This is a genomic window from Mycobacterium kansasii ATCC 12478 (assembly GCF_000157895.3).
In the GTDB taxonomy this organism is placed as follows: Bacteria; Actinomycetota; Actinomycetes; order Mycobacteriales; family Mycobacteriaceae; genus Mycobacterium; species Mycobacterium kansasii.
The window spans coordinates 2171806-2186130 of the sequence record NC_022663.1; the positions used below are offsets into that span (position 1 = coordinate 2171806).

Annotated in this window: 16 protein-coding genes; 4 read left to right on the forward strand and 12 right to left on the reverse strand. The window is 66.4% G+C overall.

Annotated elements, in window-relative coordinates:
- Nucleotide 1: 1 nt before the first annotated feature.
- Nucleotides 2-1213, reverse strand: coding sequence for an acetyl-CoA C-acetyltransferase (locus MKAN_RS09205; RefSeq protein WP_023367535.1), 1212 nt, complete (start codon nt 1211-1213; stop codon nt 2-4).
- A gap of 456 nt (nt 1214-1669) precedes the next feature.
- Here MKAN_RS09205 and MKAN_RS09210 point away from each other — a divergent pair, with 456 nt between their 5' ends.
- Nucleotides 1670-2857 (forward strand): pyridoxal phosphate-dependent aminotransferase, encoded by a 1188-nt coding sequence (locus MKAN_RS09210; protein ID WP_023367539.1) that lies wholly within the window; start codon nt 1670-1672, stop codon nt 2855-2857.
- On the opposite strand, the gene MKAN_RS09215 is transcribed toward MKAN_RS09210, so the two are convergent.
- From MKAN_RS09215 to MKAN_RS09230, 4 genes are all read right to left on the reverse strand, one after another.
- Complete coding sequence (locus MKAN_RS09215) at nt 2841-3278, reverse strand: SRPBCC family protein (protein ID WP_036445641.1); 438 nt, start codon at nt 3276-3278, stop codon at nt 2841-2843. The genes MKAN_RS09210 and MKAN_RS09215 overlap by 17 nt on opposite strands.
- Before the next feature lie 51 nt (nt 3279-3329).
- Nucleotides 3330-3785, reverse strand: a complete 456-nt coding sequence (locus MKAN_RS09220) for an SRPBCC family protein (protein ID WP_023367543.1) — start codon at nt 3783-3785, stop codon at nt 3330-3332.
- Nucleotides 3786-3851: 66 nt separating this feature from the next.
- Complete coding sequence (locus tag MKAN_RS09225) at nt 3852-4931, reverse strand: CaiB/BaiF CoA transferase family protein (protein WP_023367545.1); 1080 nt, start codon at nt 4929-4931, stop codon at nt 3852-3854.
- A 5-nt stretch (nt 4932-4936) separates the two neighbouring features.
- Complete coding sequence (locus MKAN_RS09230) at nt 4937-5380, reverse strand: SRPBCC family protein (protein ID WP_023367547.1); 444 nt, start codon at nt 5378-5380, stop codon at nt 4937-4939.
- Between the two features lie 35 nt (nt 5381-5415).
- Between MKAN_RS09230 and MKAN_RS09235 the strand changes: the two genes are divergently transcribed.
- Nucleotides 5416-7140 (forward strand): alpha-keto acid decarboxylase family protein, encoded by a 1725-nt coding sequence (locus tag MKAN_RS09235; RefSeq protein ID WP_023367550.1) that lies wholly within the window; start codon nt 5416-5418, stop codon nt 7138-7140.
- A gap of 1 nt (nt 7141) precedes the next feature.
- Here MKAN_RS09235 and MKAN_RS09240 read toward each other — a convergent pair whose 3' ends face one another.
- From MKAN_RS09240 to MKAN_RS09270, 7 genes are all read right to left on the reverse strand, one after another.
- Nucleotides 7142-7339, reverse strand: a complete 198-nt coding sequence (locus MKAN_RS09240) for a (2Fe-2S)-binding protein (protein ID WP_036445643.1) — start codon at nt 7337-7339, stop codon at nt 7142-7144.
- Nucleotides 7340-7351: 12 nt separating this feature from the next.
- Nucleotides 7352-7984, reverse strand: a complete 633-nt coding sequence (locus MKAN_RS09245) for a hypothetical protein (protein WP_023367552.1) — start codon at nt 7982-7984, stop codon at nt 7352-7354.
- Between the two features lie 36 nt (nt 7985-8020).
- A complete protein-coding gene (locus MKAN_RS09250) occupies nt 8021-8620 on the reverse strand; it encodes a hypothetical protein (RefSeq protein WP_023367554.1) in 600 nt (199 codons plus the stop codon).
- A complete protein-coding gene (locus MKAN_RS09255) occupies nt 8617-9528 on the reverse strand; it encodes a hypothetical protein (protein ID WP_023367556.1) in 912 nt (303 codons plus the stop codon). The genes MKAN_RS09250 and MKAN_RS09255 overlap by 4 nt, the downstream gene beginning before the upstream one ends.
- Before the next feature lie 344 nt (nt 9529-9872).
- Complete coding sequence (locus MKAN_RS09260; RefSeq protein WP_023367558.1) at nt 9873-11333, reverse strand: FadD3 family acyl-CoA ligase; 1461 nt, start codon at nt 11331-11333, stop codon at nt 9873-9875.
- Entirely contained in the window at nt 11330-12511 is a 1182-nt protein-coding gene (locus MKAN_RS09265; RefSeq protein ID WP_023367560.1) for an amidohydrolase family protein, read from the reverse strand. The genes MKAN_RS09260 and MKAN_RS09265 overlap by 4 nt, the downstream gene beginning before the upstream one ends.
- 76 nt (nt 12512-12587) lie before the next feature.
- Nucleotides 12588-12998 (reverse strand): lipoprotein LpqH, encoded by a 411-nt coding sequence (locus tag MKAN_RS09270; RefSeq protein ID WP_225722877.1) that lies wholly within the window; start codon nt 12996-12998, stop codon nt 12588-12590.
- 127 nt (nt 12999-13125) lie between these two features.
- Here MKAN_RS09270 and MKAN_RS09275 point away from each other — a divergent pair, with 127 nt between their 5' ends.
- Nucleotides 13126-13890, forward strand: a complete 765-nt coding sequence (locus MKAN_RS09275; RefSeq protein WP_023367564.1) for an enoyl-CoA hydratase/isomerase family protein — start codon at nt 13126-13128, stop codon at nt 13888-13890.
- Nucleotides 13891-13988: 98 nt separating this feature from the next.
- Nucleotides 13989-14312, forward strand: a complete 324-nt coding sequence (locus tag MKAN_RS09280) for a hypothetical protein (RefSeq protein ID WP_225722926.1) — start codon at nt 13989-13991, stop codon at nt 14310-14312.
- Nucleotides 14313-14325: the final 13 nt, after the last annotated feature.

The window sequence follows — 14325 nt, forward strand, 5'->3', positions numbered from 1 at the left end:
TTTAAACCCTCTCGATAACCGTCGCGACGCCCATGCCGCCGCCGATACATAGCGTGACGAGCGCCCGTCGGGCATTGCGGCGCTCCAGTTCGTCGACCATGGTGCCCAGGATCATCGCGCCGGTAGCACCCAGCGGGTGGCCCATCGCGATGGCGCCGCCGTTGACGTTGAGCTTCTCGTCGGGGATGTTCAGATCCTTCTGGAATTTCAGCACCACCGACGCGAACGCCTCGTTGAGCTCGAACAGGTCGATGTCGTCGACGGTCAGCCCGGCCCGGTCGAGCACCTTGAGGCTGGCCGGGGTGGGGCCGGTCAGCATGATCACCGGGTCGGCGCCGCTGGTGGCGGTGGCCACGATGCGGGCCCGCGGGGTGAGGCCCTGCGCTTGCCCAGCCTTCTCGCTGCCGATCATCACCAGTGCGGCACCGTCGACGATCCCCGAGGAGTTGCCGCCGGTGTGCACGTGGTTGATCTTCTCGACCGAGTGGTACTTCTGCAGCGCGACGTCGTCGAAACCACCCATCGCCGCCAGGCCCTCGAAGGCCGGCTTCAGCTTGGCCAGACCTTCCATGGTGGTGTCGGGCCGCATGTGCTCGTCGTGGTCGAGGATCAGCAGGCCGTTCTGGTCACGGACCGGAACCACCGACTTGGCGAAGTAGCCGCCCGACCACGCGGCGGCGGCCTTCTCCTGGCTGCGCAACGCGTAGCGGTCGACATCTTCGCGGGAGAAGCCCTCGATGGTGGCGATCAGATCGGCGCCGATGCCCTGCGGAACAAACATGACGTCGTAGTTGGTGGCGGGGTCCAGCCCCATCGCGCCGCCGTCGGAGCCCATCGGAACGCGGCTCATCGACTCGACGCCGCCGGCCAGCACCAGGTCGTCCCACCCGGAGCGCACCTTCTGCGCGGCGGTGTTGACGGCCTCGAGGCCCGATGCGCAGAACCGGTTGAGCTGCACACCGCCGGAGGTGACCGGCATGCCCGACGCCAGCACCGCGGCCCGGGCAATGTCACCACCCTGGTCACCGACGGGTGAAACGCAGCCCAGGATGACGTCGCTGATCAGGTTCTCGTCCAGGTCGGGGTGACGCTTGCGCAGCTCCTCGATCAGGCCTACGACCAGGCTCAAGGGCTTGACCTCGTGCAACGATCCGTTCTTCTGCTTGCCACGCGGGGTGCGGATGGCCTCGTAGATAAAGGCTTCTTCGGGCATGTCGATTTCCTGTTCGGGGAAAGGGAGGGCTAGGTCCGTCTTAAAGACTAGGTCCAGTAGGGGAACACTAACAGGGTGCTCGGCCAACCTGTTGGTTGGGCCGATGTCGCGGGGTCACGGTCCGACTGCGCGGCTGTGATCGTTGGCACGGAACCCGCGCGCCGGCAGGCTCACGATTTGCCGTCTTCACGCTGTTGAGCCCCCGATTGCGGCGGCGAGTTTCTTCGCTGGGCGGCAGGCCCGTCGCAGCTGTCCTTGACTCTGCCCGGCGCCGCCGGGTCGATGTCATCGCGGGCAGCCGGGTGCTTTGCGGGACCGGCGAACCTCGTCGGGCGCATCGGCACCGCCGTGCTCGCCGACCGACTCACACCGCGGCACAACCAACATCACCGGCAGATCGTCGACAATCGCCGTCGGTCCCGAACGATCCGACATTGAGCCTTAAGCTCGATCGCCATGACGGTGTCGCGGCTGCAGCCCTACGCGACCACGGTGTTCGCCGAGATGTCGGCGCTGGCCGCGCGTGTTGGCGCAGTGAACCTCGGGCAGGGGTTTCCCGACGAGGACGGGCCGCCGGCGATGCTGCGGGCCGCACAAGAGGCCATCGCCGCCGGGGTCAACCAGTACCCGCCCGGAATAGGCATCGCGGAGCTGCGGCAGGCGATCGCCGCCCAGCGGCGACGGCTTTTCGGCATCGATTACGACCCGGACACCGAGGTGCTGGTCACGGTCGGGGCCACCGAAGCCATTGCCGCGTCGGTACTGGGACTGGTCGAACCCGGCTCGCAGGTACTGCTGATCGAGCCGTTCTACGACTCCTACTCGCCGGTCGTGGCGATGGCCGGCGCGCATCGGGCGGCCGTGCCGCTGGTGGCCGATGGCCGGGGCTTCGCCCTGGACACCGATGCGTTGCGACGCGCCGTGACGCCGCGTACCCGGGCGTTGATCGTCAATTCTCCGCACAATCCGACCGGTGCGGTGCTGGGGCGGGCCGAGCTGGCGGCCATCGCGGAGATTGCCGTCGCCGCAGACCTTTTGGTGATCACCGACGAGGTCTACGAGCACTTGGTGTTTGACGGCCACGATCACCTGCCGCTGGCCGCCTTCGACGGCATGGCCGAGCGCACCGTCACCATCTCGAGCGCGGCCAAGATGTTCAACTGCACCGGCTGGAAGATCGGATGGGCCTGCGGCCCTGCACAACTCATCTCCGGGGTGCGCGCGGCCAAACAGTACCTAAGCTATGTGGGCGGCGCACCGTTTCAGCCGGCGGTGGCTCTTGCGCTCAACACCCAGGACGACTGGGTGGCCACCCTGCGCACTTCTTTGCAGACCAGACGCGATCGGCTGGCCTCGGGATTGACCGAGATCGGTTTCGAGGTACACGACAGCTACGGCACCTACTTCGTGTGCGCCGATCCGCGTCCGCTGGGCTACCACGACAGCGCGGCATTCTGCGCGGCGCTGCCGGAGCAGGCGGGGGTGGCCGCCATTCCGATGTCGGCGTTCTGCGACCCCGCGGCACAGCACACCGACCTGTGGAATCACCTGGTGCGCTTCGCCTTCTGCAAACGGGAGGATACCCTCGACGAGGCGATCAGGCGACTTGCCGCACTGCGCGACGGGGCTATCCGGTCTTCATGACGTGATTTCGCAGTCCCTCCAGGGCTGCGTGCAGGATCTTCTTGCGCGCCCGCTTGATCCAGAACTCGGGCAGCGGCGCCGACGGCTCCACCGTGAGCGTGAACCGCACCCGGGTCTTGTCTTCCCCCTCGCGGCGCAGGTTGTACTCACCATGCTGCCCGTGTTGCTGAGCGGTCTTGTGGGCGTCCCAGACCATCCAGTCCGGCCCCCAATGGTATTCGAGCAGTTGGGTGTCCACGATGCCGGTCACTTTGACGGTGACCTTCACGTGGTGCGGTCGACCGTCGGGATGGGTGTCGACGACCTCGACCCGCTTGTGCACCGAAGACCATGACGGCACCGCGTCCATGTCGGCGAGCGCCTCCATGATCACCTCAGGGGGCGCATCAATGACGATTTCGCTCGACGCTTGGACAGCCACTGCCACCAAGTTAGCAACCACGGGCCGGCTTGCGGCGCGGCGGAAACGGAACTATGTCAGATCATCCCGGTTGCTGCGGCTGCTGATCAGTTCGGTCAGCCCCTTCGCCGCGGCATCCAGCACGTGTTCGCTGGCCCGCTTGACGATGAAGCCGGGAATCGGGCCGGCCGGTTCGACGGTGATGTCGAACCGCACCCGTGACGAGTCGACGCCTTCGGGCTTGACGGTGGTCTCGATGTGCTGGCCATGCTGCTGGAAAGTCTGGTCGGCATCCCAGCACATCCAGTCCGGGCCCCAGTGATATTCCAGGATCTCCTTGTCGACCAGCCCCAGAATTTTGACCACGGCTTTCACGTGATGGGGGCGCCCGTCCGGGTAATAATCGATCACTTCCACCCGTTTGTGCAGCGGTGACCAGGATGTCAGCACGCTCACATCTGCCAGCGCCTCCATGACCACTTCCGGAGGCGCATCGATGATGATCTCCCGCGATGCTTTGACGGCCACCAAGCTCAAGCTAGCAACGCCGTCCTATTCGCGGACGTATTCGGGACAATTCGAAAGATTAGGTGACTACCAATTTATTTCGTCGATCGGCGTGGTTGCTGCCGGTGGCGCCGCGACCGGTCCGGCCGGGGTACGCGAGAAGCGCGGCGCGGGTGCGGCCTGGTCCACACCGTCGACGTTGATCACCGTCGACCGGGCTGTCAAGTGGGCGTTGCCGGCCGCTTCGCTCCAGGTCAGCACCGGAGTCACGCACGCGTCGGTGCCGGCGAAGACCTCGGTCCACTCGTCGCGGGTCCGGCCGGCGAACCGCTCGGCGAAGATGTCGCGCATCCGCGGGTAGGAGCCGACGTCGAGCTGGTTGGGCACGTCGTCGGCCTTCAGGCCGAGCCCGGCCAGCAGCGCCGCGAAGAACTGCGGCTCGATGGCGCCCACCGCCAGGTATTTGCCGTCGGCGGTTTCATAGCAGCCGTAGAACGGGGCGCCGCCGTCGAGCAGGAACGATTCGCGTTCGTCGCGCAAACTCCCGATTGCCTTCATGGTCCACATCATCTGGGCCAGCACGCTGACCCCGTCGACCATCGCCGCGTCGATCACCTGGCCCTTGCCCGACCGCTCCCGCTCATACAGCGCGGCCACGATGCCCAGCAGCACCAGCATGGAGCCGCCGCCGAAGTCGGCGACCAGGTTCAGCGGCGGCATCGGCGGCCGGTCGGCGTAACCGAGCGCCGACAACGCACCGGTCTGCGACAGGTAGTTGATGTCGTGGCCGGCCGTCGATGCCAGCGGCCCGTCCTGTCCCCAGCCCGTGATGCGCGCGAAGATCAATCGCGGATTGACCGCCGCGCAGTCGTCGGGACCGATGCCGAGCCGCTCGCAGGTGCCCGGCCGAAAGCAGTCCAGCAGCACATCGGCCTTGGCGGCCAACGCCAGCAACGCACCCGGCTGCGCCTTGACATCCAGGTCCACGATCCGCTTCCCGCGATGCAGCAGATCCCGGTCCTCCGACGGCATGGTCAACCCGCCGGGACGGCGCACCCGCACCACGTCGGCGCCGAGGTCGGCCAGCACCATCCCGGCATGCGGACCTGGTCCGATACCGCCGAGTTCGATGACCTTCACCCCGGCCAAGGGCCCCCCGCCGGTCACGGTGGCTAGCCGCCCTTCTTGACCTTGAGCACCCGCTTGCGCAGCCCGTCGGTATTGATTTCGATGACCCCTTTGATGGCGCGTTTGATCACAAAGCCGGGCAGCGGCACCAGCGGATCCAGGCTCAGGTCGAACTTCGTCCGGGTCTTGTCGCCCTCCGGCGTGAGCGTGTAGCCGCCCTCTTGGTTACGAGAAGCCTTCCCGCTTTCCTGCGTCCAGGTGACGCCGTCGTCACGCCAGGTGTAGGCGAGCACGATCTCGTCCGTGACCCCGGCGGTCTTGACTTTCATCCGGGCCCGCCGGGGTCGCCCGTCGTCGTGACGTTCGAGCACTTGTGCGCTCTGATGGATGTCGGACCACTCGGGCATTGCCTCGATGTCGGCGACGACGTCGAGGATCTCCTTGGGGCTTGCTTCGATGACTACTTCGCGGGATTCCTTGACTGCCATGGCGCCGACGATAGCGCGACCGCGTCATTGCCGGAATGGTTTCGGCCGGGCGTACCGTCGTCTTCGTGACCGATCGCGCGGCTGGCCCCAACGAACCCGTGTACACCGTCGGCGACTACCTGCTGGACCGACTCGCCGAACTCGGCGTTTCCGAAATCTTCGGCGTGCCCGGGGACTACAACCTGGAGTTCCTCGACCATATCGTGGCCCATCCGGCCATCCGGTGGGTGGGCAACGCCAACGAGCTCAACGCCGGCTATGCCGCCGACGGCTACGGGCGGTTGCGCGGAATGTCGGCTGTGGTAACGACATTCGGTGTCGGTGAACTGTCGGCCGCCAATGCGATCGCGGGCAGCTACGCCGAGCATGTGCCGGTGGTCCACATCGTCGGCGGTCCCTCCAAAGACGCCCAGGGCACCCGGCGGGCCCTGCACCATTCGCTCGGCGACGGCGACTTCGAGCACTTCTTTCGGATCAGCCGCGAAATCACCTGCGCCCAAGCCAATCTCATGCCGGCAACGGCATGCCGGGAGATCGACCGGGTGCTGTGTGAGGTGCGGGAGCAGAAGCGGCCCGGATACCTGCTGCTGTCCACCGACGTGGCCCGCTTCCCCACCGAGCCGCCCGGCGCTCCGCTACCCCCTTACGGCGGCGGCACCAGTCCGCGCGCGCTGTCACTGTTCACCGAGGCCGCCGCCGCACTGATCGGCGAGCACCAGCTGACCGTGCTGGCCGACCTGCTGGTCCATCGGTTGCGGGCGGTCGACGAGCTGGAGGCGTTGCTGGCCGCCGACGTGGTGCCGCATGCCACGCTGATGTGGGGCAAGAGTTTGCTCGACGAGAGCTCGCCCAACTTCCTGGGCATCTATGCCGGAGCCGCCAGCGCCGCGCGAGTGCGCGCGGCGATCGAGCAGGCGCCCGTGCTGGTGACGGCCGGGGTGGTGTTCACCGACATGGTCAGCGGATTCTTCAGCCAGCGGATCGACCCGGCGCGCACCATCGATATCGGCCAGTACCAAAGCACCGTGGCCGGCCGGGTGTTCGCGCCGCTCGAGATGAGCGCCGCCCTGCGCGCGATCGCCGAGATCCTGACCGGGCGCGGGATAACCTCACCCCCCGTGCCGGCTCCGGATGACCACCGTCCGGCATCGACTCCGCAGCGCGATGACCCTCTGACCCAGCGGATGTTGTGGGACCGGGTCAACGACGCGCTTACCCCCGGCAATGTGGTGCTGGCCGAGCAGGGCACCTCGTTCTACGGCATGGCCGACCACCGGTTGCCGCACGGGGTCACCTTCATCGGTCAACCTCTTTGGGGCTCAATCGGTTACACGTTGCCGGCGGCGCTGGGGGCCGCGGTGGCGCATCGTGACCGCAGGACGGTACTGCTGATCGGCGACGGGGCCGCGCAACTGACCGTCCAGGAAATCGGCAACTTCTCCCGCGAGGGCCTGTCCCCCGTCATCGTGGTGGTCAACAACGACGGCTACACCATCGAACGGGCGATCCACGGCGAAACTGCCTCCTACAACGACATCGCCGCCTGGAGCTGGACCGCCGTCCCCAGCGCGCTGGGAGTGACCGACCACCTGGCATTTCGGGCGCGGACCTACGGCGAACTCGACGATGCACTCACCGCGGCCGCGGCGCACCGGGACCGTTTGGTGCTCGTCGAAGCGGTGCTGCCACGACTCGAAATCCCGCATCTGCTCAGCGATCTCGTCGCGCCCACGTCGTCGGACGGCACCGCGCGCCGCTGACTCAGCACCGGTGCGGTGTCGGCTCCGCGGCAGCACCGCCTCGACGAGCACCAAGGATCGCGCGAATGGTGTGCCGGCAACGTCCGCAGTCGGCGCCCGCTCCGCAGGCCTGGGCGACATCCTTGGTCGTCGAGGCGCCGGCAGCAACGGTCTCGGCCACCATCTGGCTGGTGACGCCGTTACACAGGCAGACATACATCGAGCGTTCCGCTCAATCCGTCTCGATCCGCATCATCTCGGCAAACCGGCCCACGAACAGCGGTGGGTAGGCACCGACCCCGGCGCGGCCCATCCACTGGGCCGCGGCGTCGGGATGGTCGATCCACGCCCGGGCGCGCTCTTCGTCCTGGAACTCCTGAAGGATCAGGACCTCGTGCTCGTCGTCGAAAGCCTGGAAAACCCACGTCTTTCGGATGCCGGCCGCGGTGAACCGCGCCATCGCAAGGCCGACCTCCGCGGTCAGTGTCGCCACATCGTCCACCGACGCGATTCCCGCTACCACGACCCCCGGCGCCCGGCCGGCGGCCCCCGCGGCCGGAGTCTCGGCAATGAACCTGTCCACGATCTCGCCGGCGAAGACCGCCGGGATGTCCGCGACGCCCGCCGCGTCGAACCATTCGAAGAAGACCCGCGAGCGCAGCAGTTCCACGATCGGTTCGCGGCTGTGCACGCCGATCATCACCAGGACGCGGCCGTAGTCGTGGGTCGAGGTATAGACCAGGACGTGGTGGGCTCCGATAGCGGCCAGCGCCGACTTCTTGCGCTGCAACAACGGCCACACTCGGCTCGGATCCGGGACCCGGTAGTCGGACGCGATCACCATCGAATGGATGTCGTTGGTCATGGTCGTATTCCCGTCACCCGCGGATCTACACCGGATCTACACCGGATCAAACGAGGAGATGAGCCACTTCCCGTCGGCCTTGGTCAGCTTGACCAGCACGCTGCTGGACGTCAACGTCGGCTCCGGCCGGTCGGCACTCTGGGTGCTCTGGTTGACGAACACCAGTACGACGGCCGAGTCCGGATGCAATTCGGATACGGCGGCGCGCAGCACTACCGCGCTCGTCTTGACCGACTTCTGCTTGGCGGCCGGTGCGACGATCTGTTGGGTGAACTGGTCGTAATACGACAAGAAGTCGCCGGTCAGATGTGATCTCGCGGAAGAGAAATCGCGCTCCAGAGTATCCGGAGAGTACGACAGGATGGCGATGGTGCCATCGGTAGCCGCCGCAACCGCCGACTTGGCGGCTTGGGCATCGACCTCGCGATCCGGTCGGTAGGAGAAGAAATATAGTCCTGCCAGCAGCGCCAGCGAGGCCGCCACCAGTAACGCCACCAGCGCAGCGACCACCTTGCCCGACGACAGCTTGCTCACCCAGCCCGCGCGGCGCTTCGGCCGTGCGGGCCGGTCGTCGTCGTTTGACAAGGCCGGGTCGGGCTCCGCAGCCTCCTCGATCGACGTTTCCTCCGCGGTCATGGCACGAACTCGACTTTCGACATCTTGAGCTGATCACCGTCGCGGGTGATGGTCACGATCAACCGGAACTTGCGAGGATCCTGCCTGGCTCCGGCAGCATTGGTGACTTCGGACGTCGAGGCGACCAGTACTACCGCCGAGTCGTCGGTCATGGTGTCCACGTCGACGGCGACGGCCTGGACGGTGCCCTGCTCGACCACCTTCGACTGTTCGACCACCTTGATGAAATCGTCTGCCACCTTTGCCATATCGTCGCGGAACGTCCCGGTGGAGTTGTCGAGGATGCGCTGCACGCCCTGCTTGGCGTTGGTGAAGTCCAGCGATGTCAACGTCACGACGCCCTGTCGCGCAGCTGCGGCGAACTCAGCCACTCGATCCCGGTGGCGAGTGGCATCGCGATGCTTCACAAGCATGAACAGGCTGCCCGACAGCCCGGCCAGAATGACGATGACGGCTAGCGCAGCGGCAACCGCGGACCGGGTGAGCCGCAGCCTGCGCCGGCGCCGCGCCGGCGCCTCATCGGCATCGGCGGACACGTCGACGTCGCTGCCTTCGCCCCCGCCGTCCAAACCGCGCTCGGCCTCGACGTTTTCGGATACTTCGGATAATACGGTGGGCTCGGAAGCGTCCGGCTCACCCTTGGACACCTCCGCGCCGACTCCTTCGGTGGCCGGCCCTTCTTCGGTGTCCGGACCTTCGTCCGGGCCTTCGGCGACTTCGGCCCGGCGGCGCAACTGAATTGCGCGGGCGCGGGCGCGGGCGGCGGCGGCCAAGGCTTCGGCTTCGGCGGCCTCAGCCTCGGCCTGTTCGGCCAATGCCCGCAATTCAGCTGCGGTGCTTGCGTTTTCGTCGCCGCTCACCAGAACCGATCTCGGGTCAGCGGCGTTTTGGTTGCTGCCGGCGCTCATGATTCACCGGCCCGACGGGGCGACTGCTCGGGTAACTCAACGCGGATCTCCTCTACCCCTGGTCCGCCAGTGGCCAGACGTCGCTGTTGCGCAACCCTACTAGCCAAAGCCGATATCACGCGAGCACCCGGGCCGACGTTGCGGTCACCGGCCAGGTGCTGGCGCCGGCTCTCGGCATCGCCGGTCCTTGGAGAGCCAAGTCATCACCTTCCACCCCGAGGTCACGCCGCAGCCACGGCCAAACAATCCTACATCCAGCGGAAATAGCATTCTTATACGGAACACATCGCCCCGCTCGCAGCCTCGCGAAACCCGACGACACAAGCCCGATGCTGCCGCCGCGCTCAACGCAGCTGGTCTTTGACCACCTTGCCGGTGGCGTTGAGTGGCAGCGCTTCGACAAACTGCACCGAGCGCGGCACCTTGAACCCCGCCATGCGCTCGCGGCACCAGCTGATCAATTCGTCAGCGCTGACCGCACCTTTGCGGACGACGAACGCCTTTCCCACCTGTCCGAGCCGGTCGTCGCGGACTCCGATCACGGCGGCCTGAGCCACCGCCTCGTGCTCCAACAGAAAGCCTTCGATCTCGGCCGGATAGGCGTTGAATCCGCCCACGATGAACATGTCCTTCTTGCGGCCGACGACGCGCAGCCGGCCCGCCTCGTCCAGGCTGCCCAGATCCCCGGTGTGCAGCCAGCCCTGGTCGTCGATGGCCTCGGCAGTGGCGACGGGGTCGTCGAGATAGCCCTTCATCACGTTGTACCCGCGCACCAGGATCTCGCCGTCGGCGGCGATGTCCACCTCGATCCCGTCGCACGCAACGCCGGCGGTGGTCGCGATGTCCTCGAACGAATCCTCGGGCCGCGACAGCGTCACGGTGCCCGCCTCGGTCAGGCCGTACCCGGTCATGAGGGTCTGGAAGGGCAGCTCGGTGCGCACCCGCCGGACCAGCTCCACCGGAATGTCGGCGGCCCCGGTCACGCCCGCCCGCAGCGACGACAAGTCCCGCCCACCCTGGGCGCCGAGTAGCGAATGATACAGTGTCGGCGGTCCCGGGAGCATCGTAATGTGTTCCTGCTCAATCAGTTTCAGCACATTTTCGAGTTCGAATATCGGCACCGGGACGATCGTGGCGCCCCGGATCAGCGACGCGATGCAACCGGCCTTGTACCCGAAGATATGAAAGAATGGGTTGACGATCAGATAGCGGTCGCCCTGGCGCAGGTCGGCGCGGTCGCACCACTCCGCGTAGTGCCGCAACGTTTGCGCATGGTCCATCATCACACCCTTGGGCCGCCCGGTGGTTCCCGAGGTGTAGATGATGTCGGCGACGTCTGAGCCACTGACCGCGCGCTCGAAGGGCTTGCCGCTGTCGAGGAATCCAGACTTCACGTCGACCACCGGGATACCGGCAGGAGCTGTGAAATCCATTCCGAGAAAACCCTTTTCAACCAACACGGCCTTGGCGCCGCTGCGTCCGATGATGTCGGCCGCCTCGGCCGTCTTGAAGCGGGTATTGACCGGAACCAGCACGCCGCCGGCGGTCAGCAGGCCGAACGCGGCGATGATCCATTCCGCCGAATTGGGTGCCCAGATCGCAACCCGATCGCCGTTGTTGACCCCCGCCGCGGCGAAGGCACCGGCGGCACGGCGCACCCGCTCGGCCAATTCGGCGAACGTGAGGCGCAGTGGCCCGTCGACGACGGCTTCGGCGTCGCCGAACCGTTCGCCCGCGCTCAGGACCATCTCGGGGATGGTCTCCCATGGTGGTTCGTCCCGGCGCTGCCGCGCCGACTGCGTCATACCGACACGAGGCGAGAGAGGTTGCCGCCCATGATCTTTGCCTGATCGTCGACGCTGAGGTACTGCAGCGCATCGGCGTAATGCCGCGGTGCCGCGAGCCCTTCCGGATGCGGGTAGTCCGAGCCGTACAGGACATGGTCAACGCCGATCAGGTCGACGAGGTCCCGGATCCCGTCCTCGTAGAACGGACTGATGTGGATGCGGTTCTTGATCTCTTCGACCGGGTCGCCGCCGGGAAAGCTTTCCGGTGTCTTCTTGTAGACGTCGGCCAGCTGTTCCAGCAGCGGGAACAACCACTTCGACCCGGCCTCAATGACCGCGACCTTGAGGCGCGGGAAACGGTACAACGCACCGTGAATCACCCAGGACGCCACCGCATCCTGCACCGGGCGCCACTCGTTGAGCATCGCGAATGCATTGGTCTGGAAGGGCAGCATCTCCTTGTCGCCGCCGTCCCACTCCGCGGTATAGCGGGCGTAGCCGCTGTCTGAGGAATGCATGGCCACCAGTACGTCGTGCTCGACGCAGCGCTGCCAGAACGGGTCGAACTCCGGCAGCGCGAACGACCTTGGACCGCGGTACCCAGGAACCGGGGCCGGCCGCACCAAAACCGCCCGGGCGCCGCGTTGCACCACCCAGTCCAGCTCGTCGATCGCCTTCTCCACGATCGGCAGGCTGATCACCGGCACGGTGAAGATGCGGTTCTGATAGTTGAAACCCCACACCTCGTCCAGCCACTGGTTCAGCGCGTGCACGACCACGTGGATGAGCAGCGGGTCGTCGCGCATGCGTTCTTCGACCAGGCTGGCCAATGTCGGGAACATCAAACTGCGGTCGACGCCCAACTCGTTCATCAGCTCCAGCCGCGGGCCGGGTTCGCGAAACGCCGGGATCGAACGCATCGGCTCGCCGAAGATCTCCCGGCGGCTCTTGCCCTCCGGGTTACCCACCCGGAAGTACTCCTCCATCGCCCCCGGCCTGGCGACCACCTCGAAGGTGGGATTGGGGATGTAGTCGCTGATCTGGCCCCGTATCGCGATCTTGGTCCGCCCCTTCACCTGGACGTACTGGATCACGTTCCGGTACTGCTGGGGCAGGTACTTGGTGAGCGATTCCTCGGTCTCGTAGAGATGATTGTCCGCATCGAACAGCGGATATGACAGCATGCCCGACGACATGAAATCCTCCTTCGCGATTTGGGAGAATATTATTCTCTTGCCCGCGCGGTCGCAACGGGCGCCACTGTGGCGTTGATCAGCAGCGGGCGACGATCCGAAACTCGGCGGTAGCCGGCTGGTTGGGTGCAACGGTGTTGAAGCCGTCGGCAGTACCGCTGACGGTAAACCCGCTGTCGCCGAAGCCGGCCTTGGCGCTGCCACCGTCACCTTCGGAGTACAGGCCGGTGAAACCGGCCAGATTGCGGATGCGCACCGACTTGGCGGTAATCGGTACGGCCCATTGATCGATGACCACGGTGGCTCCCGAGTCACCGTTACCGACCTCGATCGTCCGGTACCACTCCAACTGAACGCACCTGACGAGGTGTGGCCGCACCTCGTTGCCGTTGACACTCACCGTTGCGGTGCTGGAGATGCGAGCGGCTGACGGCGCGCCGCAGGCCCCGAGAACGGCTACCGACAGTGCCGCTACGGCCGCTGTGCTCACTGCCCCGATTCGGTGTTGCACGTGCCACCTCGGATGCTGCGCAGGGAGAGCTTGAGTCTCAGCGATGATGCTATTCTCCGGATGAGAGAATACCAATATCGCCCGCTCGCCCCGGAAGCATCGACGCATGGTGGACCTCGAGTTCGACAAGTCCGGCACCGGGTTGGCGGTGCTCACCATCGACCGCCCGCACGCCCGCAACGCCATCGCGCTCGACACCATGGACCAGCTCGAGACGGCGCTGGAGGCGGCGGCGGGTGCGCGAGCGCTGGTGATCAAGGGCGCCGGGGACCGAGCCTTCGTGTCGGGCGGGGACCTCAAGGAGCTGAGCGTGCTAAGAACCGAGGAGCACGCCGCGGCGATGGCGAAGCGGATGCGCGCCATCTGCGACCAGCTCGCGGCTTTTCCGGCTCCGGTGATCGCCGTGCTGAACGGCCACGCCTTCGGCGGTGGCGCCGAGGTGGCTGTCGCCGCAGACATCCGGATTGCCGCCGACGACATCAAGATCGCGTTCAATCAGGTGGAGCTGGAGATCATGCCGGCCTGGGGCGGCGCCGAGCGACTGGCCGCGCTGGTCGGGAAGAGCAGGGCGCTGCTGCTGGCCGGCACGGGAACGGCGCTCGACGCCGTCGAGGCCGAACGCATCGGCCTGGTGGATCTGGTGCTGCCCCGGGCCTCGTTCGACTCACCGGATCGCGGGTGGCGATCGGTTGCCGCAGCCCTGGCGCGCCACCCGGCGACCGAGATCAAGCGGGTAATCAGCGGTGTTTCGGCTGATGAAGCGATAGCATCCTTTGCACGACTGTGGGTGGCGGAGCCTCATTGGCAGGCCGCAGCGCGGGTGATGAACCGCACATCCGGTCCCCGCCGGCCAGCTGGAGGCGCGATATGACCACGACGACGCGGCGGCTGGGTTGCGGCCTCGCGGTGTTGCTGACGGGCACGGCTCTCGCGGTAGGCACCGGCCGGTCACACGCCGACGACACACCCATGCATCAGGTCCGGTACACGGTCTCGGCGAAGAACCCGATTTACGCCGACATCTATTACCAGGACCAGGACCCGGCCGTCTTTTCCGACTACAGCCACAATCCATACCAATTCACGCCGAACATCCAGGCCGACATCGCTCCGGACAGGCCGTGGACCATGCAGGTCATGCTGGCCAACCCCGACCAGTGGGCCACCGTCACCGCCAGCACCGGCCCGGAACCGGGCACGCCGATGTTTCATTGCGAGATCGCCGTGGACGGGGTCGTCGTCGTCGCCAAGGACGGTCCCCGCGGCGTGCTCTGTTCGCTGCGCAACTGGTGATTCGGCGGCCGGC